Annotated in this window: 19 protein-coding genes and 1 tRNA gene; 10 read left to right on the top strand and 10 right to left on the bottom strand. The window is 29.4% G+C overall.

Going from position 1 to position 22,148, the window contains the following annotated elements; genetic code table 11:
• Positions 1-2 precede the first annotated feature (2 nt).
• The 7 genes from BXQ17_RS08525 to xrtF all read right to left on the bottom strand — a co-directional run bounded on the left by BXQ17_RS08525 (position 3) and on the right by xrtF (position 8,948).
• Positions 3-1,193: a histidinol-phosphate transaminase gene (locus BXQ17_RS08525; RefSeq protein ID WP_077810238.1), complete on the bottom strand. Its 1,191-nt coding sequence runs from the start codon at positions 1,191-1,193 to the stop codon at positions 3-5.
• Positions 1,194-1,479: 286 nt separating this feature from the next.
• Positions 1,480-4,800, bottom strand: coding sequence for a T9SS type B sorting domain-containing protein (locus BXQ17_RS08520; protein WP_077810237.1), 3,321 nt, complete (start codon positions 4,798-4,800; stop codon positions 1,480-1,482).
• A gap of 66 nt (positions 4,801-4,866) precedes the next feature.
• On the bottom strand, positions 4,867-5,256 hold the full coding sequence (locus BXQ17_RS08515; protein ID WP_077810236.1) for a heavy-metal-associated domain-containing protein: 390 nt from the start codon (positions 5,254-5,256) through the stop codon (positions 4,867-4,869).
• Between the two features lie 23 nt (positions 5,257-5,279).
• Complete coding sequence (locus tag BXQ17_RS08510; protein ID WP_077810235.1) at positions 5,280-7,523, bottom strand: carboxypeptidase-like regulatory domain-containing protein; 2,244 nt, start codon at positions 7,521-7,523, stop codon at positions 5,280-5,282.
• A 70-nt stretch (positions 7,524-7,593) separates the two neighbouring features.
• Positions 7,594-7,998, bottom strand: a complete 405-nt coding sequence (locus BXQ17_RS08505) for a hypothetical protein (protein ID WP_077810234.1) — start codon at positions 7,996-7,998, stop codon at positions 7,594-7,596.
• Positions 7,999-8,043: 45 nt separating this feature from the next.
• A complete protein-coding gene (locus BXQ17_RS08500) occupies positions 8,044-8,475 on the bottom strand; it encodes an exosortase F system-associated protein (protein ID WP_077810233.1) in 432 nt (143 codons plus the stop codon).
• On the bottom strand, positions 8,472-8,948 hold the full coding sequence (gene xrtF, locus BXQ17_RS08495) for an exosortase family protein XrtF (protein WP_254712352.1): 477 nt from the start codon (positions 8,946-8,948) through the stop codon (positions 8,472-8,474). Before xrtF ends, BXQ17_RS08500 begins: the two co-directional genes overlap by 4 nt.
• 116 nt (positions 8,949-9,064) lie before the next feature.
• Here xrtF and BXQ17_RS08490 point away from each other — a divergent pair, with 116 nt between their 5' ends.
• The 8 genes from BXQ17_RS08490 to rodA all read left to right on the top strand — a co-directional run bounded on the left by BXQ17_RS08490 (position 9,065) and on the right by rodA (position 17,110).
• Positions 9,065-9,517, top strand: a complete 453-nt coding sequence (locus BXQ17_RS08490) for a GAF domain-containing protein (protein ID WP_187661385.1) — start codon at positions 9,065-9,067, stop codon at positions 9,515-9,517.
• 88 nt (positions 9,518-9,605) lie between these two features.
• Positions 9,606-9,731 carry a hypothetical protein gene (locus BXQ17_RS14665; protein ID WP_302849546.1) on the top strand — a complete coding sequence of 42 codons (126 nt, stop codon included), beginning with the start codon at positions 9,606-9,608 and terminating at the stop codon, positions 9,729-9,731.
• Between the two features lie 251 nt (positions 9,732-9,982).
• A complete protein-coding gene (gene purH / locus BXQ17_RS08485; RefSeq protein ID WP_077810226.1) occupies positions 9,983-11,512 on the top strand; it encodes a bifunctional phosphoribosylaminoimidazolecarboxamide formyltransferase/IMP cyclohydrolase in 1,530 nt (509 codons plus the stop codon).
• A 75-nt stretch (positions 11,513-11,587) separates the two neighbouring features.
• Positions 11,588-12,616 carry a rod shape-determining protein gene (locus BXQ17_RS08480; RefSeq protein ID WP_077810224.1) on the top strand — a complete coding sequence of 343 codons (1,029 nt, stop codon included), beginning with the start codon at positions 11,588-11,590 and terminating at the stop codon, positions 12,614-12,616.
• 68 nt (positions 12,617-12,684) lie between these two features.
• Positions 12,685-13,461 (top strand): rod shape-determining protein MreC, encoded by a 777-nt coding sequence (mreC, locus tag BXQ17_RS08475; RefSeq protein WP_368348236.1) that lies wholly within the window; start codon positions 12,685-12,687, stop codon positions 13,459-13,461.
• Positions 13,454-13,957 (top strand): rod shape-determining protein MreD, encoded by a 504-nt coding sequence (gene mreD / locus BXQ17_RS08470; protein WP_077810220.1) that lies wholly within the window; start codon positions 13,454-13,456, stop codon positions 13,955-13,957. The genes mreC and mreD overlap by 8 nt, the downstream gene beginning before the upstream one ends.
• Positions 13,957-15,849, top strand: coding sequence for a penicillin-binding protein 2 (gene mrdA / locus BXQ17_RS08465; RefSeq protein ID WP_077810218.1), 1,893 nt, complete (start codon positions 13,957-13,959; stop codon positions 15,847-15,849). The genes mreD and mrdA overlap by 1 nt, the downstream gene beginning before the upstream one ends.
• Positions 15,830-17,110 carry a rod shape-determining protein RodA gene (rodA, locus tag BXQ17_RS08460; protein ID WP_077810217.1) on the top strand — a complete coding sequence of 427 codons (1,281 nt, stop codon included), beginning with the start codon at positions 15,830-15,832 and terminating at the stop codon, positions 17,108-17,110. The genes mrdA and rodA overlap by 20 nt, the downstream gene beginning before the upstream one ends.
• Positions 17,111-17,495: 385 nt before the next feature.
• Here rodA and rpsT read toward each other — a convergent pair whose 3' ends face one another.
• The 3 genes from rpsT to proS form a co-directional block, all read right to left on the bottom strand.
• Entirely contained in the window at positions 17,496-17,747 is a 252-nt protein-coding gene (rpsT, locus tag BXQ17_RS08455; RefSeq protein WP_077810216.1) for a 30S ribosomal protein S20, read from the bottom strand.
• Positions 17,748-17,780: 33 nt separating this feature from the next.
• Positions 17,781-17,852 (bottom strand) — tRNA-Glu (locus BXQ17_RS08450).
• 108 nt (positions 17,853-17,960) lie between these two features.
• On the bottom strand, positions 17,961-19,439 hold the full coding sequence (proS, locus tag BXQ17_RS08445) for a proline--tRNA ligase (protein ID WP_077810214.1): 1,479 nt from the start codon (positions 19,437-19,439) through the stop codon (positions 17,961-17,963).
• 184 nt (positions 19,440-19,623) lie between these two features.
• On the opposite strand from proS, the gene BXQ17_RS08440 reads away from it, so the two are divergent.
• Both BXQ17_RS08440 and BXQ17_RS08435 read left to right on the top strand, forming a co-directional pair.
• Positions 19,624-20,727: a hypothetical protein gene (locus BXQ17_RS08440; protein ID WP_077810213.1), complete on the top strand. Its 1,104-nt coding sequence runs from the start codon at positions 19,624-19,626 to the stop codon at positions 20,725-20,727.
• A gap of 33 nt (positions 20,728-20,760) precedes the next feature.
• Entirely contained in the window at positions 20,761-22,143 is a 1,383-nt protein-coding gene (locus tag BXQ17_RS08435) for an OmpP1/FadL family transporter (RefSeq protein WP_077810211.1), read from the top strand.
• Positions 22,144-22,148: the final 5 nt, after the last annotated feature.

The raw sequence follows: 22,148 nt of genomic DNA, 5'->3' as shown, positions 1-22,148 counted from the left end.
TACTAGACAAATATTTCTGTCATAGCATTGGTAAATTTCTTCATTTCATCCATAGTACCAATACTTACTCTACACCAATTTTTGTCCCAGAATTTAAAAGATTTTACGGCAACATTTTTTGCGTAAATTTTCTTTAGAAATGCTTTTCCTTCCATTGGTATTTCAAAAATTAAAAAATTGGTTTCAGAGGGCAAACAAGAAAAATTGTTTTCTTTTAAGTAAGCAATGGTATAATTTCTAGCATCGGTAATTTTTGATTTACAAGAATCTAAGAATTCTTGATTGTCTAAGCTAGAAGATGCTGCAGCAATAGAAGGACCGGTAATTCCCATTCCGCCACGTGTAATTTCGCTAATAATATCTAATGTTTCTTTTTTACCAATTGCATAACCCACTCTTAAACCTGCCATACCATGTATTTTAGAAAAAGTTCTGGCGACAATTACGTTTTTACCTTCTGCAACTAAAGTATTCATAGAGTCTCTTAAACCATTTTTAGATAATTCTAAATAAGCTTCGTCTACAAAAACGGGTACTTTTTCTGAAACTCTACTACAAAAATCTCTTAGTTTTTTAGCATCTGTAATAGAACCGGTTGGGTTGTTAGGGTTGCATATATAAACTAGCTTTGTGTTTTCATCGATTCCTGCTTCCATAGCATCTAAATCATGCTGAGAGTCTTCTAATAACTTGTATGACTTCCAATTACCACCAACAGATTTAGCAACAACAATTAAAGACATATAACTTGGATCTGCACTTATAACGTTACCACCATTTTGAAAGAAAACCATGGCAACTTTTTCTAATAAATCTGAAGAACCAGGTCCCATTAAAATTTGATTGGTATTAATGCCTTCGTTTTTAGCTATTTTTTCTTTTAATCCGCCTAAAGATTTCCAAGAATATCTATTTCCTCCAAAAACTTCATTTTGAAATGCTTTTACTGATTTTGGCGGTGGCCCATAAGGATTTTCGTTAGACCTTAATATTGTTAAAGAAGCTTCTTCTTTAACTAATGGTGGTGTATATTCATTAAAATAATTATTAGAACTGTATAAAAAAGTACTGTTGTTTTTTTGAGCGTTGGCAACATTGCTGCTCCAGATATCATGAGGTACTAATGCCAATGCGCCAAGAGTTAATGATCCTTTTTTTAACCATTCTCTTCTACTAAAATTTGTTGAATTCATTTGTTTGTGTTTTATAAAAAGTTGACTTTACTAAGTTATAAAACTTTTACTTTTTTGAAGTATGGAATATTTAACAATAATCACAATTAATTAAATTTATTGTAATAATATTGTCTTAGAATCAGTTTTTAGTAATTTAAATTTATCAAAAACTAATTTTTGTTGTAGATAATGTATTCTGGTATTGGGTTGGAATATTTGAAAATTAGCTAGAAGATTTATATAAAAGCTCGAATTTTTATTTATTTTAAAAATGATTATGATTGCATGTGTTTTTTAGGTTTGCTTATTTTCTTAATAAACTAAAATTTCCAGTTTTTATTTTAGTTTCATCATTATGGTTTGTTAAAATTATTCTATACCAATAGTTGTTAGATGCTAATAGCTTTCCGTTATACGTTCCATCCCATCCTAAGTCATTTATTGTAAAGCTAGATAATTGTTTCCCAAATCTATTAAAAATTGTAATTACACCACTTTTATAAAAACCCTTGTCTATACCTTTAATTTGCCAGAAATCGTTAAAATTATCTCCATTAGGTGTAAAGTAATTTGGAAAACTTATTAATGCTACTTCAAATAATACCGATCCGCAACCATTTTTATCATTTAATTCTAAAATGTAAACACCACCATCAAGATTATCAAATAAGGTTTCGTTTTGATAGTCTACAATAATATTATAGTTTTTATCTAAGAGACGAAATTCATACTCGCCTAAGCCTAAGTTTTCTGAATTTACTTTAATAAAATTATTGTCAGAATCATCTTGAACCGTTATGTTATTAATGTTAATAGTAGAAATACCAGATTCTTTTACAAAAATGCTTTTTTCTTCGGATGCACAGCCTTCTAAAGATGTAGCAATAACTTTATAGTTACCACCTTTTTTTACAACTACTTTAGGAGTATTACCAATAATATTATTAGAATCATCTCTCCATACATAAGTATAGTTACCTTTTGGGTTTTCAATTTGTAAATTTAAACTAGGGTCTGAATTCATACATATAATATCGTTAGATATTAAGTTAAAGACTGGTTTTTGATTTACAATAAATCTTATTTCAGTTTCTTCAGAACATGCATCGTATGCAGGATTTTCTAATATTACTTTTATTTTTTTAGAATTGGTAATAAAAGGGTTTGGCAATGGGCTGGGTAAAGCTTTATTGTTTTCATCAAAATACCTAACAATTAAGTTTGTTTGTGAACCTAAAATAGTACTTTCTATTTTAGAGGTATCAAAACTTGCAATTCCATCATAATCATTATCACATTTCTCTATTGGAGTAATAGAATTTGCAATTGGAACTGAGTTTACAACAAAGTTAAGTATAGTCTCTTCATAACATTTTCCATCTAAATCTTTGGATGTAGAATTTTCTACTCTCGCAGTAATTTTTTGAGATTTAGTTATAAATGGATTTGGTAATGGACTTGAAAGATTGTTTCCACTTTCATCAAAATAACTTACAGTAACATTGGTTTGAGAACCAATAATTGTACTATTAATTGTTGAGGTATCAAAACTGTAAAAGCCATCTCTATCATTGTCACATTCAGGATTTATGGTTACAGGATTTGCTACAGGTGTTTTTTCTACGTTTAAAGATATATGTGAGCCTAACCCCAAACAATTATTATCAATTTTACTATCTACTCTTATGTAAATTTTTTGTTCATTTGGGTAACCGATATTTTCATAATTGGAAATATCTAAGATAGCATTTTCTTCAGCTAAAGCATCTTCTTCGTTTTTATAATATGTAATGCCTAACTGTTGACTTGATGGGAAAATATTAATAATATCATTGGTTACCTCGCTAAAATCAAAAATAGCAATGCCATCAGCTGTATTTGTCCCATTATCGCATTGATAAAAAGATTTTGAAAAATTGATAGGGATTTGTGTGGTAGAAACTAATAAGTCTACTTCGCTAACATCGAAACACCCATTAGAATTTTCTACTCTTGCCCAAATTGTATCAGAACTAACTCTATTGTTTTCGTAGTTGGCTACATTAGAAATAGCAATCCCTTTATTTTCAGCAAGTGTTTTGTCTTCATGGAATGTAATCGTATAATTCTCTGGGTTTGTAACTATTTTTTCTTTGACTTCATTTAAGTTAAAAAAACTAAAACCATTAATATCGGAGTTGTCACATTGTTTTAGTGATACATTTTGGTTGATATTAGGAGCCTCAAAAATTTCTATTTCTTTGGGTATTGTATAAACTGTATTGTCTATGTGAGTTACAGTTGCTGTAACGTTATAAATACCTGAATTCGTAAATTGATGATTTACATCTATTTTAGTTGAAGTATTATTTATACTAGAACTTGGGTCATCAAAATTCCAAATTACAGATTTTATTTCTGATTTGTTTGTTAAGCTAAGATTATTGGAAAAGTTAGAACAAGTATTATCGTTTGTAATTTCAAATGGTAAAATTGTTTTAGCTTCGCCATTTACAGTAATAAAATAGTTAAATGAGGAATTCATTGTTCTATACTCATTTGGATTGCTTACATAACCACATCCTTTATACCAAGAGTCGTCTTTATCATTTTCTGTTCCTGCAATAAAAGCCAATGCACTTCCGTAAGAAACACCTTTTTTTACTTCTACTAAAATCCTTTCAACACCTGCTGGTACTGTAATTGGAGTTTCAAATTCGATATTAATAATTTGAGATTGTCTTCCAATACCAGGCCAAGGTTCTATTGTTTGGCTACTACCTATAAGATCTTTTTCAGAAAAAGAATTTGGGAAATTATCATCTATTTTATAAATATTAAATGTGAGGTTTGCTTGCCAGCCAACTTCATTTATGCCTACTTGCCCTGAATGAATAATATATTCTTCATTATTAGAAATTCCAAAATCACTCAATTTAAAGTTTCTAGCCCAATATTGATATGCACTTGAACAAGAATGCATTTGTGTTTCTATTAAAACGTCATTTGTATTGTGCGAAAGTATTTTGTTATTAAATGAACTTATAGCTTTTATTTTTTTACCTGTAACATTAATAAAAAAGTTTGCATTTGGTTTAGGGTTGTCTAAATTTTCAGTTTCAATGAAAGTAGAGAGTTCTTTACAACCATAAAACCAAGAAGTATCTTTATCTTTTTTTGTTCCTGCAATTAAAAAGGGAGTTTCGCTGATATCACGAATATTTGTTTGGTTTACAGTTACAAGTATTTTTTTTACACCAGCAGGTATAACTATAGGACTTGAAAATTCAAAACTTAATATTTCAGGCTTGTCACCAATTTCTGGTGTTTTTCTATAACTTCCATTATTATATATTGGATTTGAATTAGGGAAATTTTCATCTATAATAAATATAGACATTTGTATACCAGAGCCCAATTTTGAATTACTAATAGCTGTTTGTCCTGATTTTATGATAAATTGGTCATCGGTAGAAATTCCATAATCTTCTAAATTAAAAACTCTTGCCCAAGTTTGTTCTTCCTCACAATTCACCCAATCTGTTTTTATAGGTTTATTGCCAATATTGTGAGTTAAAGTAATTTGAGATTTTACTGAAAAAGGAAAAAGTAAATATAGAAGTATTATTAAATAACTAATTTTCATAAGAGTCAAATATAAATAAAAAACCCATACAATTTTGTACAGGCTTTTCTTCAAATTTTTTTCTATTTACTGTTTTTTCAATTCGCCGTTATGATCTTCTATAATTTTGCTGTCTCTATACTTACAACAAGGATGCACAGAATTGTATGCTTCATCTGTTGCTTTAAAACCTTTAATATCATGGCCCACATTTGCGATGTTTTGTTTTAAAGTGTCGACAGGTGTTTTTCGTTCATCTAATATTACATTAATTTGATGCGTTTTAACATCCCAAATAGCAAACTTTACACCTTTTGTTTTTAAAGCTGCTGTTTCTATTCTTTTTTTACACATGCCGCAAATACCGTCTACGGTAAAACTTACTTTTGCATTTTTCTTTTTTACTTTTTTAACGTCTTGAGCTTGTGTAGAAAACCCAATTAGAAATAGACTGAATGCGAATATTAATTTTTTCATTTTTATTAATTTTATAGAGTTTGTTATTTTATTTTAAATCGTAAACCTGCATAAATTGTTTTACCAAATATTGGTGAGTATACAATTGTAGTATCAAAATTCGGTCCAAAAGGATTATCGTTACCTAATACAGGATTTTCTTGTTGCACATTTGTTAGATTTTCTCCACCAAAATATACTTCGAATTTATTTGAAAAGACTTTGGTTATTTGAGAGTTTAATAAACTATAATTATCTGCATATTCTGGTAGTCGATATTGGATAGGATTGTTTGTAGTATTAGGTAAACGTTGCTTACCAATTGCATTATAAGTAATATCAAATTTCCATTGATTTCCATTTTCTTTAGCAACTGTTTCGTAAGATAAGTTTGCGAAAAAACGATCTTTAGGCTGTATAGGTTTCTGTAGATTACCGTTTTTATAATCCGTAGAAATATCAAAATACTTATATGCGGTTCTTAAGTTTAAATTTTTAGCCAATTCGTAATTTACTTCAACTTGAAAGCTGTCTGCAATACTTTTACCATTTAGATTGTAGAAAGAGATTGCTTGCGGGTTTTCCCAATCTACAACAACTTTATTGCTAAAATCGGTTCTATAAAAATCAAAAGTAATATCTCCTTTGTTTTCAAATAAGTTAAACTTTTGTAGATATGAAACTCCGAAATTCCATGCCGTTTCAGCATTTAATCCGTAGAAATTTCCACCGATATCATCTATATTTATTTGTCTAGAACTTGCAAATAATTGCTGATTTTCGGCAAAAATATTAGCACTTCTTTTTCCTCTACCAATAGAAGCTCTAAAAACTCCTTTTTCCCAAGGGACATATCTTAGGTGAACTCTTGGTGTAATAAATGTGCCTAGTAAATTATGTGCATCTACTCGAATACCTGCAGTTACACTAAAGTTGTCTAAATTGTCAAAAGCATATTCAAAAAAAGCTCCGATAGAATTTTCTTTTCTATTGTAATTTATAGCGTTTACAAGTTCTTCAAAGTTATCATAAGTAAAGTTGATACCTGTTTTAAATTTTGATCTTGTATCACCAATAATAGAGTTAAAAAGTAAGTTAGAATATAAACTTTCTTGTTTGATATCATATATATTTAAACCAAAATAAGAGTCTTGTTGATGATTACTGTAGGCTAGTTGTAAACCAAAACTTTGGTAAGGTAATTCAGGAAAAACATATCCAATTTTTGCCGATGTTTCAAAACGTTTGGTGTCTATTTCACTTCCCCAAGCATTGGTTGTACCTTTATCTGTATTTGGATTAAAATTAAGTTCTCCTGTTTGTTTTTCATCATTTAAAAAACGAAAATTCACAAAACTTACCCAACCATTCTGAGCATCTGTATATTGCCAACGGTTCATAACATTTATTTGATTTGATAAAGGTGCGTCTAAGAAATTGTCGTTGTTTTTATCAAATTTCTCTCCTCTATAATTACCATGAATGTATAAACCGGTTTGCCATTTTTCTGAAACCGTTTTATTAAAATGTGTGTTTAATTCTAATCTGCCGTTTAGAGAACTGTATGCATTTAGAAAGAAAGCGTTGTCAGAAAAAGGTTTCACTAATTCTGCATTTATTTGTCCAGAAATACTTTCGTAACCATTAACTACAGATCCGGCTCCTTTTGTAATTTGAATACTTTCTACCCAAGTACCTGGCGTAAAAGTTAAACCAAAAGCTTGTGCTGCACCTCTAATAGAAGGAATGTTTTCTTGCATTATTTGTAAATACGGACTTTTTAGGCCTAACATTTGAATCTGTTTTGTGCCCGTTAAAGCGTCAGAAAAACTAACGTCTATCGACGGATTTGTTTCAAAACTCTCTGCTAGATTACAACAAGCAGCTTTTAGAAGTTCGTCGTTATTTACCGTAAAAGTGTTTGCAGTTGCAAATAAAGATTTTTGCACAGCATCTCTTTTGCTTTTAATTGTAATTTCGGCTAAGTTGCTTTCTGGCGTAATGTAATGATGAATTGGTGTTAAGCCTAATACAGTAATTGTATCTGTTTTGTAGCCAATATAACTAATAACTAGTTTTTTGTATTCCTTTTTATAAGGTATCGTAAACCAACCTTTTTCATTAGTTATAGCTCCTATGTTTGTGTTTAACCAATTTACAGTTGCACCTGCAACACCTAAATTGTTTTTAGGATTTTCTCTGTCCATAATCATTCCTTTTAAGTTGTTTTGAGAAAGAATAATTAGCGGAAATAGTAGTGCAAAACTACTAAGTATATTTTTTTTCATTGATATGTGACTTTATTAAAATTAAAACTATACTTCATAAATGAAGTTTTTAGTAAAAATTAGAATAAAATCAAATTAAAAAGGTTTGGTATAAAACCAAGAAGTTTCTATCTATATCTGGCGGATACGGATCTTTAAAGTAAATCTTAACAAAATCTTTTGTAACAAATAAACTTTTGTAAGAGGTTAAAAATGAAGTTAAAAAATATTGTTTGCTAAAATCTAATTGTTTTTCAGAATTTACTTGTAATTCATCCTGACCTTCAATTTTATGTTGTTCATCAGAACAGCAATCTTTCATAGCTATAGAAAGATCATTTGTCATGTCTGTTTTACAAACTTCAGCTTGACCTGTGTAAGAAATATCTACAACAAAATCACCACAATAATGCGCTTCTACCGTAAAAGAAAAGGTAGAAAATAGCACTAAAAATGCTAAAGAAAATGCGGTTATTTTAGTTAGATGTTTTTTCATTTCTGATGCAAATTTACAATAAGAAACACAAAAAATTTAGTTAAATTATCGATTACTTAATTTTTGAAAGTAAAATGCAGGTAAAAGTATCAGTAAAAATAATGGATGAATAATAAATCTTCTGATGTAAAATGGTAATAAATATCCAGATTGAAATTGATCTCTAAGTAAAAGAGAAAAAATGATAATTAAAATTAAAAAAGCTGTCATTAAGAAAAAGCCAGTAAACTTTAAATAATCTTTTCTTTCAAAAATAACCCAAATAATTGCAATTGTAATTACAGAATTTAAAACATATCTAAAAAGCATATCTACAATTAAAGACCAAATATTTAAAGAAGGTATATTTGTATATAGATAATCGTTTTTAAAATATGTAATTAAAGGATCGTAAAATAATTCTGCAGAAAACGCTCTCACTACAAATAATAGAGAAACAAAAAGAAAAAGCAATATTATTTTGATGTACCTATTCATCGTTTATAGTTGCTAAATTTATTAACCCAAATTACCCAAAGTAAAAATACTGTACCATAAATTAATGCTGGAAAAACTAAATTGTGTAAAAACTCTTGTTTTTCTGGATATTTATAAATCATTACTGCAAGAAAAGCAATTCGAGCAATATTTATAACATAAATAAATAGACTACCTAAAACAGAATAAATTATAGTGGCTTTTAAAGAACCCGCAAAAGCAACAATAAAAGCAACAAATAAAATAATAATGCTTACAGAGTTGCAACCTTCTATAACTCTAGCGGTGTATTTACCGTGAATTAATAATTTTACAGAAAGTTCTTCTTTATGCTGATATGCGCCAGAATCATAACCAAAAAAATCTAATAGATCTACCGTTTGATCTGCAACAATAGTTGTTATAGAAGCTGTTTTAAATTGGCCTACTTTTGTTTGTGATCGTTGTAAGTAGGACGAGTAAATTGCGAACAAAATAAAGTATGTTGCAAAAAACTTAATTAAAAAAAAGACTACATTTTTATGTTTTTTCACAATATAAAATGATTTAATTTTGCAATTTACAATTATGCATAAACGAATATACAAAAATGGATATTAATATATTAAAAAATAAAGTAGAAAGCATTATTGCTTTAGAAGAAAATGTAGCTGTTAAGTTACAAGCTATTTGCGATTTGTTAGAACAAGAAATTTCTTACTACGATTGGGTAGGTTTTTATTTTAAAAACGGAGATAAAAACGAATTAAAATTAGCGCAATATACAGGTGAAGAAACAGAGCATACAATTATTCCTTTTGGAAAAGGTATTTGTGGGCAAGTTGCAGTCTCTAATGAAAACTTTGTTGTACAAGATGTTTCTGAACAAGATAATTACATTTCTTGTGGTTGGAAGGTGAAATCAGAAATTGTAATACCTATTTTTGTAAACGAAGAAAATATTGGTCAAATTGATATAGATTCGCATACAGCAAATACATTTACAGAAAAAGATGAAGAGCTTTTAGAGTTCGTATGTAGCAAAGTAGCAACTATTTTATAGGATAGTTGTTACTTAAGGATTTTTTTTTATATTTGTTAACAACATTTTATTATTTATAGTATTTCTATAATCATTAAATCCCTAACTGATGAGAAAAGAACATTTTACCTCTGTTGCTAATAGCGACAATTCAACTAATTTTATAGAGAAAAAACAATCATGGACCCACATGTTTGTGCAATGGTTTCATAACTTTTTAGAAACTGCAGAGTAATAAAAGCCCTAAAAACTTACTAAATACCCTAAAATGAAAAAAATTACCCCTAATTTTTTACTAAAAATTTTATATTCAACAAAAAAAATCAAGATAGAAGAGTACCAAGAGATTATACCGCACTTGTAGAGAGTTTTAAATCGAAAGTGCAAGTAAACTAGTTGTTAATTACTTCTGGTTTTTGTTACTATCTTTTTATTGTCTTTCAAACTTGATTTACTAAATTTGCGTGCTTAACAACACAACATTAGATGAGCACTTCAAAAACAATCAAATCCGCATTAATTTCAGTATTTCACAAAGATGGTTTAGAACCAATTGTTAGAAAATTAAATGAACTTAATGTAACTATTTACTCTACAGGAGGAACAGAAAAATTTATTAAAGATTTAGGAATAAATGTAGTACCTGTAGAAGATGTAACTTCTTATCCTTCGATTTTAGGAGGAAGAGTGAAAACCTTACACCCAAAAGTTTTTGGAGGTATTTTAAATAGACAAGATCACGAAGGTGATGTTGCAGAACTTAAAGAGTATAATATTCCGCAAATAGATTTAGTAATAGTAGACTTATATCCGTTTGAAAAAACTGTTGCATCTGGTGCGCCAGAGCAAGATATTGTAGAAAAAATAGATATTGGTGGTATTTCTTTAATTAGAGCATCAGCAAAAAACTTTAAAGATACTTTTACAGTTTCTTCTATGGATCAATACGATGCTTTTTTATCTATTTTAGATGAAGGAAACGGAGAAACTACTCTTGAGCAAAGAAAGAGTTTTGCAGCAAAATCTTTTAATATCTCTTCTCATTACGATACAGCAATTTTTAATTACTTTAATGCTGATGAAACTCCAGCCTTAAAAGTTAGCGAAACAAATGCTAAGGTTTTACGTTACGGAGAAAATCCACATCAAAAAGGATACTTTTTTGGTGATTTAGAAGCTATTTTCGATAAATTACATGGTAAAGAATTAAGTTACAACAATTTGTTAGATGTTGATGCTGCAGTAAATTTAATAGAAGAATTTAAAGGAGAAGCACCAACATTTGCAATTTTAAAACATAATAACGCTTGTGGTTTTGCGCAAAGAGAAACTATAAAACAAGCTTATATAGATGCGTTAGCAGGAGATCCTATTTCTGCTTTTGGCGGAATTTTAATTGCTAATACAGAAATTGATGCTGCAACTGCAGAAGAAATTCATAAATTATTTTGCGAAGTTGTAATTGCGCCTAGTTATTCAGAAGAAGCTTTAGCAATTTTAAAGGGTAAAAAGAACAGAATAATTCTTGTGCAAAAAGAAGTTGCATTGCCAACAACAACTATTAGAACTTGCTTAAATGGTAATTTAGTGCAAGATAAAGATAGTATTACAGATAAATTAGAAGATTTAAAGTACGTTACAAACAATAAACCAACGCAATCTGAGTTAGATGATTTATTATTTGCGTCGAAGTTATGTAAAAACACAAAATCGAATACAATTATTCTTGTAAAAAATAAGCAATTATTAGCAGGAGGAACAGGACAAACAAGTAGAGTAGATGCTTTAAATCAAGCCATTGAAAAAGCAACTTCTTTTAAATTTGATTTAAAAGGATCTGTGATGGCAAGTGATGCATTTTTTCCTTTTCCGGATTGTGTAGAAATTGCAGATAAAGCAGGAATAAAAAGTGTTATTCAACCAGGTGGTTCTATTAAAGATCAACTAAGTATAGATTATTGTAATGAAAATAATTTATCGATGGTAATGACAGGAACAAGACATTTTAAACATTAATAAATTATTAAGTTTACAGAGAGATTTTTAGTAGCTTTGTAATACTTACTTTAAATAATACATTAAAGATATTTTATGGGTTTTTTTGATTTTATGACGGAAGATATTGCGATTGATCTAGGAACCGCAAATACGTTGATAATTCACGACGGAAAAGTGGTTATAGACAGTCCTTCTATTGTTGCTAGAAATAGAATTTCCGGTAAAATAATTGCAATTGGTAAAGAAGCCAATTTAATGCAAGGAAAAACCCATGAAAATATCAAAACAATTCGTCCTTTAAAAGACGGAGTAATCGCAGATTTTCAGGCTTCTGAAGAAATGATTAAAGAGTTTGTAAAACAAATTCCGTCAATCAAAAAGAAGTTATTTCCACCAGCACTTAGAATGGTAATTTGTATTCCATCAGGAATTACAGAAGTAGAAAAACGTGCTGTTAGAGATTCTGCTAAACACATGAATGCTAAAGAAATCTATTTAATTTATGAGCCTATGGCTGCTGCAATTGGTGTTGGTATAGACATTATGGAGCCAAAAGGAAATATGATTATTGATATAGGTGGTGGTACAACAGAAATTGCTGTTATTGCTTTAGCTGGTATTGTTTGTGATCAATCTGTAAAAGTTGCAGGAGATTTGTTTACCAACGATATTATGTACTACATGCGTACGCAACACAATTTACATGTAGGAGAAACTACTGCAGAAAAAATTAAAATAACAATTGGTGCTGCTACAGAAGATTTAGAAACTCCGCCAGAAGACATGTTGGTTCAAGGTAGAGATTTATTAAGTGGTAAGCCAAAACAAGTACAAGTTTCTTACAGAGAAATAGCAAAAGCATTAGACAAATCTATTTTAAGAATTGAAGATGCCGTTATGGAAACTCTATCTAAAACTCCGCCAGAATTGGCAGCAGATATTTACAATACAGGTATCTATTTAGCAGGTGGTGGTTCTATGTTAAGAGGTTTAGATAAGAGACTTTCTAGAAAAACAGATTTACCGGTTTACGTAGCAGAAGATCCTTTGAGAGCTGTTGTAAGAGGTACAGGTATTGCATTAAAAAAATTAGATAAATACAAAAATGTATTAATGAAATAAAACTTTAGCGGTTTAATATGCAGCAGCTTATTTACTTTTTACAAAAATTTAAATATTTTTTATTTTTTATGTTGCTGCAATTTATTGCTTTAGCACTTACTTTTAATAACTTAAACTTTCATAAAAGTAAGTATGTAAACTCTGCAAATTCGTTAACGGGTGGCCTATACAATAAGGTTTCTAATATTTCTGAATATTTTAGTCTAAAGCATACAAACGATATTCTTTTAGAAGAAAATACGCGCTTAAGAAACTTATTACAGCAAAAAAATATTTCAATTGTAAACATAGATTCTACGGTTGTAGATACTATTAATTATTTTCAGAAATATACATTTTCAAACGCAAGAATTATCAATAATAATTACGCTAAAGAATTTAATTTCTTAACAATTGATAAAGGAGAACAAGATGGTGTTCAAAAAGAGATGGCTGTAATTAATAGTTTAGGAATTATTGGTATAACAGACAATACTTCTAAAAGATATGCTCGAGTTCAATCAATTCTAAATAAAAATTCTAATTTAAATGCAAGGTTAAAAAATAGCCAGTATTTTGGTTCTTTAAAATGGAATGGGGTAGATTATAATACAGTACAATTGATTGATATACCAAGGCAAGCTTCTATAAAAGTAGGTGATACTATCGAAACAGGTGGTAAATCTACAATTTTTCCAGAAGGTATTTTAATAGGAACCGTTAGTAGTGTTAATAAAAACAATGCAGTAGAAAATATTATAAACGTTAAGTTATTTAATGATATGAGTAATTTAGGTAATGTTTATATTATTAAGAATTTGCATAAAGAAGAAATAAAGAACACAGAAAATCTAGTAAATGAATAAGACAATTTTTTTCGGACTTCTGTTTGTCTTTATGATTTTGATTCAAGTTTTTATTTTAAATAATATCTTGTTTTTAGGTTATGTAAATCCTTATTTATATATAATGTTTATATTTCTTTATCCATTAAATAAAAATAGATTTGTATTTCTTTTTCTAGCATTTTTATTAGGATTAATTATTGATTTTTTTTCAGATTCTGGCGGTATACACGCTTTTTCTACGTTGTTTATAGCATATATTCGCTTGTTTTTTGTAAGAGTATATTTTAATAAATTTGAGGTAGACTTTCCTTTTTTTAGACTTAATTTAGAGCCTTTTGGTAAACAATTTAATTATGTTGTAACTTTAACAGTAATTCATCATTTTATATTATTTTCTTTTGCTAACTTTAGTTTTCAAAATTTTTCGAATGTTATAATTAACACAATTTACTCTAGTATTTTTACGTTAATTATATATTTTTTGGCAACGTTTATTTTTTCTAAAAAGCAATAATGCAAAAAAGTTTATTACTTTATACTTTAATCACACTTGTGGGTTTGGTTTTTATTGGTCGATTATTTCAACTACAAATCGTTAGAGGAGAAAGTTATGATCCTATACACAACTCTGCAGTAGAAAAAAAGTTTGATTATCCAGAAAGAGGTTACGTTTATGATAGAAATGGTAAGTTATTAATTGCAAACCAACTTTCTTATGATGTAATGGTGCAACCAAATAAGGTTAAACCGTTGGATACTTTAGAGTTTTGTAAATTATTAAAAATAACGAAAGAAGATTTTCATAAAAGATTCAATCGGTCTGTAAATTTTGCTTCTTATAAACCTTCAGTTTTTTTAAAACAATTAGCAAAAGAAGATTTTGCATTTCTTCAAGAAAAATTGCATAAGTATAAAGGCTTCTTTATACAAAAAAGAATCATTAGAGATTACCCTTTTAAATCTGCCGCAAATGTTGTTGGTTATATTAGCGAAGTTAATAATCAGCTAGCAAAAAGTAGTACGTATTACGAACAAGGAGAATTAATTGGAAAAGCTGGTGTAGAAAAGCAATACGAACTTTTTTTAAGAGGAAGGAAAGGAAAAAAGTATTATAGAAAAAACAAACTTAATAATATTGTTGGTTCTTTTAAAAACGGTGCTTATGATACTTTGCCAGAAAACGGAAAAGATTTAACCCTAACTTTAGACTTAGATTTACAGCAATACGGTGAAAAGTTAATGAAAAATAAAAGAGGAGGTATTGTTGCAATAGAACCAGCTACCGGAGAAATTTTAGCATTAGTTACGGCGCCTTCTTACGACCCTAATATGATGGTTGGTAGAAAACGTTCTCCAAACTCAGTTATTTTAATGGATCCTAATAATTTAGAAAAACCAACGTATGACAGAGGTTTGAAGGCTTCATACCCTCCAGGTTCACCTTTTAAAATGATGAATGCTTTGATAGGTTTACAAGAAGGCGTTATCAATGAAAGTACTACTTTTAAATGCTTTAATGGTTACAGGTATGGTAGCAGAAAAGGTGAGTTTATGGGCTGCCATTGTAATATTTATAACAGACCAATTAGTCTAAAAACAGCAATAGCTAAATCTTGCAACAGTTATTTTTCTAATACCTACAAAAGAATTGTAGAAAAAGATAATAAACCTTCAGAAGGATTAGATAGTTGGGCAAATCATGTAAAAAGTTTTGGATTAGGAAATTATTTAGGTTATGATTTACCTCAAGGAAGTCCTGGTTTTATTCCGGTAGGTGAATATTATGACAATGCGTATCGACATTCTTGGAATGCATCTACAAATATTTCTAATGCAATTGGTCAAGGAGAGGTTCAAACAACACCAATTCAGTTAGCCAACTTTACAGCGGCAATTGCAAATAGAGGCTATTTTTATACACCACATATTCTAAAAAAAGTTAATAATCAACCAATAGACAATCCTAATTTTACAAAAAAGAAAGTAACTTCTATCAATAAAGAATATTTTGATCCTGTTGTTGAAGCAATGCATGAAGTTTTTAAAACAGGAACAGGAAGTGGCGTAAAAGTTAAAGGGATTGATATCTGTGGGAAAACCGGAACTTCGGAAAATTATGCGGTTGTAGACGGTAAAAGAATTAAGTTAGAAGACCATTCTATATTGGTCGCATTCGCGCCAAAAGACAACCCTAAAATAGCAATAGCAATTTTTGTAGAAAATGGTGGTTATGGTTCTAGAATTGCGGCTCCTATTACTAGTTTGATGATAGAGAAATACCTTAACGGAAAAATATCAGAAGCAACTAAGTATAGAGAAACAAATATGTTAAACATCAGTTTAAAATCTGAATATGATAAATTAATACCTAAAACAGAAGAAGAAATTGCGTCAGGAACGAAATAATATTTTTGCAGGTATAGATTGGTTATTAGTATTACTATTTGTTGTTTTGGTCGGTTTTGGTTGGCTAAACATTTACTCTGCTTCTAAATCTGAAGAGGATATACAGATTCTTAGTTTTTCTACTAAATACGGTAAACAGTTAATTTTTATTTGTCTAACAATTCCGTTAATAGTACTTATTCTCTTTTTTAACTCTAAGTTTTACGAGAAATTTTCTAGTATTCTCTATATTATTTCCCTTTTATCTTTAGTTGGGTTGTTTCTTTTTGGGAAGACAATTAATGGTGCAACTTCTTGGTATAATTTTGGTGTACTTGGTTTACAGCCTTCAGAATTTGTAAAAGCATTTACAGCTTTAGCAGTTGCAAAATTATTAAGTGATAGACAGTACAATTTTAAATTGGTAAAAAACCAGATAAAAGCATTTGCTATTATCTTTTTACCAGCTTTTCTAATCATTTTACAACCAGATGCAGGTTCTGCGTTAATATATCTTTCTTTTTTCTTTGTATTGCATAGAGAAGGTTTAACCTTATATTATATTATTATTGGTGTAGCAATTGTAGTTTTATTTTTACTAACAATATTATTTGGCACAACCATAGTTTTATCTACGTTATTAGGGGTAATATCTGTTTTTACTGCTTATATTTTATACAAAGGAGGTAAACGATTTTTTCGTTTTAATTGGTATAAAATTATTGGGGTTTATCTTATAGTTACTGCGTTTGTATTAGGTTCAGGTTTTGCTTATAATAATGTATTTAAACAGCATCATAGAGATCGTTTCGAAATTTTGTTAGGACTAAAGCAAGATAATCAAGGAATTGGTTATAACTCTTATCAATCTGAATTAACTATAAGTTCTGGGGGTGTTAGTGGTAAAGGTTTTTTAAAAGGAGATTTAACTCAAGGTGATTTTGTGCCAGAACAACATACAGATTATATTTTTAGTGTAATAGGAGAAGAGTGGGGGTTTATAGGTAGCTCTCTTGTAATTATTCTTTTTATGCTGATGATGTATAGAATATTGTATTTATCTGAAACGCATACAAACAAGTTTGGTCGAATTTATGGTTACAGTTTAGCTTCGATACTGTTTTTTCATGTAATTGTAAACATTGGTATGGTAATAGGTTTGTTACCTACAGTTGGTATTCCTTTGCCATTTTTTAGTTATGGTGGTTCTTCGCTTTGGGGATTTACAATTCTTTTATTTATTTTTATTAGGCTAGATGCTCATAAAAAATACGATTGGTAAAACAACCTTATTAATAAGGTGTAAGTTTTTTAAAAAGCTTATTTTGACTTTAATTTAAGCCAATTATTCTTTTATTATTTCATTTTTGAAATGTGCATTTATTAGTTGTGAGTCCATCGACATAAATTATAATAGATTATTTAATTATTGATTTGATTTCTGATGTTTTAGTTTGTAAAAATCTTTTATGATGTCAATCTTCCAATTCAAATCATTTAATAGAACTAATTAATTCATGAAGTAAAATCATTACTTTTTGGATGTTATTTAGCTAAAGAAATGATAAAACTAAAAGCTCTTATATAATTATAGCCTAAAAAGTAAAGCATAAAAAAAACTCTGAATAAATATTCAGAGTTTTTTAAATTTCTTAAGAATTAAAATCTTACAATGCAGCTACGTGCTTAGTTAATTTAGATTTTAAGTTAGCAGCTTTATTCTTGTGAATAATGTTATTCTTAGCTAATTTGTCTAACATAGAAATAACAGTACTTAATTTCCCTTCTGCTTCTTTCTTGTCTTCTGATGTACGTAAATCTCTAACAGCATTTCTAGTTGTCTTGTGCTGGTATTTGTTACGTAATCTTTTAGCTTCGTTGCTTCTAATTCTCTTTAATGCTGACTTATGATTTGCCATAATTTCTTAATTCGTTTTTTTATTAAAACTTTGTAGTCCGTACGGGAATCGAACCCGTGTTACATGGATGAAAACCATGCGTCCTAACCCCTAGACGAACGGACCATAACAATCAATCGATATGTTTAATATGTCTCAATTGCGGGTGCAAATATACAACCTTTTTTTACTTCTGCAACTATTTTTTAAAAAAAAATGCATTTTTTTTTAAAATTAATATGCTTTGGCAAAAAGTACCCTTTTAGAAGACGGTTTTCCGCTAAAAACACAAACACCATTTTCTTCTTTTGCATCATTAGGAATACATCTTATAGTTGCTTTTGTAATTTCTTTTATTTTGTCTTCTGTTTCTTCTGTACCATCCCAGTGCGCAGATACAAAACCACCTTTATTTTTAATTGCTTCTTTAAATTCTTCAAAAGTATCTACAGATGTTGTGTGTGCTGTTCTAAAGTCAACAGCTTTTGTAAATAAGTTTTCTTGAATTTCTTCTAAAAGATTATTTACAAAATCAGAAACATCAACTTGGTTTATTGTTTGCTTCTCTAAAGTATCTCTTCTGGCAACTTCTACAGTTCCGTTTTCTAAATCTCTTTTACCAATAGCTATTCTTACCGGCACACCTTTTAGTTCGTATTCTGCAAATTTAGCACCAGGTCTAAAAGTATCTCTATTATCAAATTTTACAGAAATTCCTTTAGCTCTTAATTCTTTAACAAATACATTTACTTTTTCTGAAATTGCTTCTAATTGTTCTTCACCTTTATATATTGGTACAATAACAACTTGTATTGGCGCTAATTTTGGTGGCAACACTAAACCATTATCATCAGAGTGTGTCATTATTAAACCTCCAATTAGTCTAGTTGAAACGCCCCAAGAAGTTGCCCAAACATGCTCTTGTTTTCCTTCTTTAGAAGTAAACTTAACATCGAATGCTTTTGCAAAGTTTTGTCCTAAGAAATGACTTGTACCTGCTTGTAAAGCTTTACCATCTTGCATTAATGCTTCGATAGTTAATGTATCTTCTGCTCCTGCAAAACGTTCGCTGTCAGACTTAGAACCTTTAATTACTGGCATAGCCATAAATTGTTCTGCAAAAGTTGCATAAACTTCTTGCATTTGTTTTGCTTCACTAATTGCTTCTGCTTTTGTTGCGTGTGCCGTATGGCCTTCTTGCCATAAGAACTCTGCAGTTCTTAAGAATAAACGAGTTCTCATTTCCCAACGAACAACATTTGCCCATTGGTTAATAAGTAATGGTAAATCTCTATAAGATTGTATCCAACCTTTATATGTGTTCCAAATAATAGCTTCTGAGGTTGGTCTAACTACCAATTCTTCTTCTAGTTTTGCTTCTGGATCTACTCTTAATTTTCCTGGTTTTTCTGGGTCATTTTGTAATCTATAATGTGTTACAACCGCACATTCTTTAGCAAAACCCTCTGCATTTTTTTCTTCTGCTTCAAATAAACTTTTAGGAACAAACAAAGGGAAATAAGCATTTTCATGCCCCGTTTCTTTAAACATACGATCTAGCTCTGCTTGCATTTTTTCCCAGATTGCAAAACCATAGGGTTTTATTACCATACATCCTCTTACAGCAGAGTTTTCAGCTAAATCTGCTTTAACAACTAACTCATTATACCATTTAGAATAATCGTCTTCCCTTTTTGTTAAATGTTTACTCATAATTAAAAGTTTGGCACAAATATTGTTACCTTTAAAGTGAAATTTATGTTAAAAGATTGTTTAATATTTTTTCTATACAAACGATACAAAATTACTACAAAAAGGTTAGAGACCAAGTAAAGTTTAGATTTTTTTGTTTAACGTACTTTTTCAACAATAATAATACCTACATAAAATACGCCTTATGAAAATACGACACATAAAAAATAATAGTAACTTAATTCTTCTTTTAATAACTACTAGTTTATTCTTAGTTTCTTGTGGTACTTACCAAAGTGCTTATAATGATGACGGAATTTACGGTAGCGATTCTGATGTTACAGAAAGTAACGTAAGAGTAGTAGATGAAGCGGGTTATAATAACTACAATAACGATTATTTTACTAGAGAGTTAGAAAGGTTAGAAAATCTAAATGATACTGAAATCTTTACGGATGTTAATTCTTATAATTCGCAAGATTCTATTTATTTAGAAGATAATTTAAATTACAATACCAATCCTTCTTGGGGTGCAAATGATAATAATGATGTTGTTGTTCAGGTAAATTTAATAAATGATCCTTATTGGAGTAATTTTGGGCCTTATTACGGTAATTGGGGCTTTAACAACGGTTTTTATAATAACAATTGGAGATTTAGAAACGGATTATGGAATAACTATTGGGGATACAATCCTTACTGGCATCCTTATCATAATAATTTTGCATGGGGATTTAATTATGGCTTCTATGGAAATCCTTATTACGGATTTTACAATCCTTACAGAAATAATAGATTTTACAATTATAACAGCAGATATTATAGAAATTCTACATACGGTAGAAGAACAGTTTATAATAATATTAACAGAAGGTATAATGTGAATTCTAGAAACACATCAGTTTCATCTAGAAGAAGAAGCACAACTACAAGACAAAATTCTAATACTACAAGAAGAAGATCTTCTAGTACTAGAAGTAGAACTTATGGTAACACTTCTAGAAATACGAATACTACTAGAAGAAGTTCAGGAAACACATCTAGAAACTCTAGTTCTACTAGAAGGAGTTCTGGTAATACCTCTAGAGGGTCTAGCAGTACAAGAAGTTCTGGTTCTTCTACAACAAGAAGAAATAATGCTACTATAAATAGAAGTTCTAGAACTAGTTCTAATAGGTCTAGCTCTAATAGAAGTTATTCTAGATCGTCTTCAAGTTCTTCTAGAAATACATCTAGTAGAAGTTCATCAAACAGAAGTAGTAGATCTTCGGGTAGAAGTTCATCATCTTCGTCTAGAAGAAGAAATTAAGACTCTTGTTCATTAACAAATACAAAATTTAAAATGAAAAAAATTATAACATTAGCGATATTATTCGCAGTAACAATAACGTCTTATTCTCAGTCTTTAGGATATCAAGATTTAGGATTGCTTTTCTCTCAAGACGATAATAATGGTACAGCAAGATTTACTTCTATGAGTGGTGCTTTTGGTGCACTTGGCGGAGATTTATCAGTTATGAACATCAACCCTGCAGGTTTAGCGGTTTTTAACAACAGTGCTTTTGCAGCTACTTTAAATTCTAGAAATACTGATATTAACACAACGTATTATGGAAACAGTTCTAATAATCAAGAACAATTTTTAAATTTATCGCAAGCCGGTGCAGTTTTAGTTTTTGACAGTGCTTATAAATCAGATTGGAGCAAATTTGCAATAGGTTTTAATTATCGAATTACAAAAGATTTTACAAATAGTTTTAGCGCTATAGGTAATAGTGGTGTTGCTACTTTTAGAGATTTTCCTTTAGATAACAATACGCCAACGATAGATTATAATATTTCAGAAGAACAGCGTTTTTTTAATGATTATAAAGGTGAGTTGAGTGAAATGAATATTGCTTTTTCATCTGTGCACAGAAACAAACTGTATGTTGGTGCAGGGTTAAATTTTTACGATTTAAATTTTAGTCAGCGTTCTACTTTGGTCGAGTTTAATAATGATGGAAACGGAAATACCTTAGATGCTAATATATATCAAGAAAACTTTACAACAGGTGCAGGTGTTTCTTTAAATTTCGGTTTTATATATAAAGCACATCAAAATTTTAGATTTGGTATGTCTTATCAAACACCAACTTGGTTTACAGAAATGTTAGTAGAAAACAATATTATTGATAATGATGGTTATGATGGTGATACAGAAATAATAGTTAATAATGATAATACTATTTACGATAATACTTCAGGTGGAAATTTTCCTTCTCAAAGATTAATTTATAGATTAAAGACGCCTAGTAAATTTACTACAAGTGCTGCTTTTGTCTTCGGGAAAAATGGCTTGTTGAGTGTTGATTATATCAAGAAGAATTACAAAGATATGCAGTTTTCTGAAAGAGATTCTTCTGTTGAAAATAACTTTTTTGCCAATGAATTAAGAAATACACATGCACTTAACATTGGTTCAGAATGGCGTTTTGATAGATTTAGTGTAAGAGGAGGTTATAAATACGAGCAAAGTCCAGACAAAATGGCCTTAGATTCAGATAACTTAGAAGGTTATTCTTTTGGTGGTGGTTATAATTTTGGAAACTTTAAAATAGATTTAGCTTACAGTAATAATAACAGAACAGCACCCTATAATTTTTACTCAGATTTTAATGTAAATGCTGCTGATTTAGATATCGATAATCGATTTTTTACAGCAACAGTTTCTATAAACCTATAGTATAT

This window comes from Polaribacter sp. BM10, assembly GCF_002005425.1.
Classification (GTDB): domain Bacteria; phylum Bacteroidota; class Bacteroidia; order Flavobacteriales; family Flavobacteriaceae; genus Polaribacter; species Polaribacter marinaquae.
Note: the sequence above shows the minus strand (reverse complement) of the source record. Positions and strands in the feature narration are given on the sequence as shown.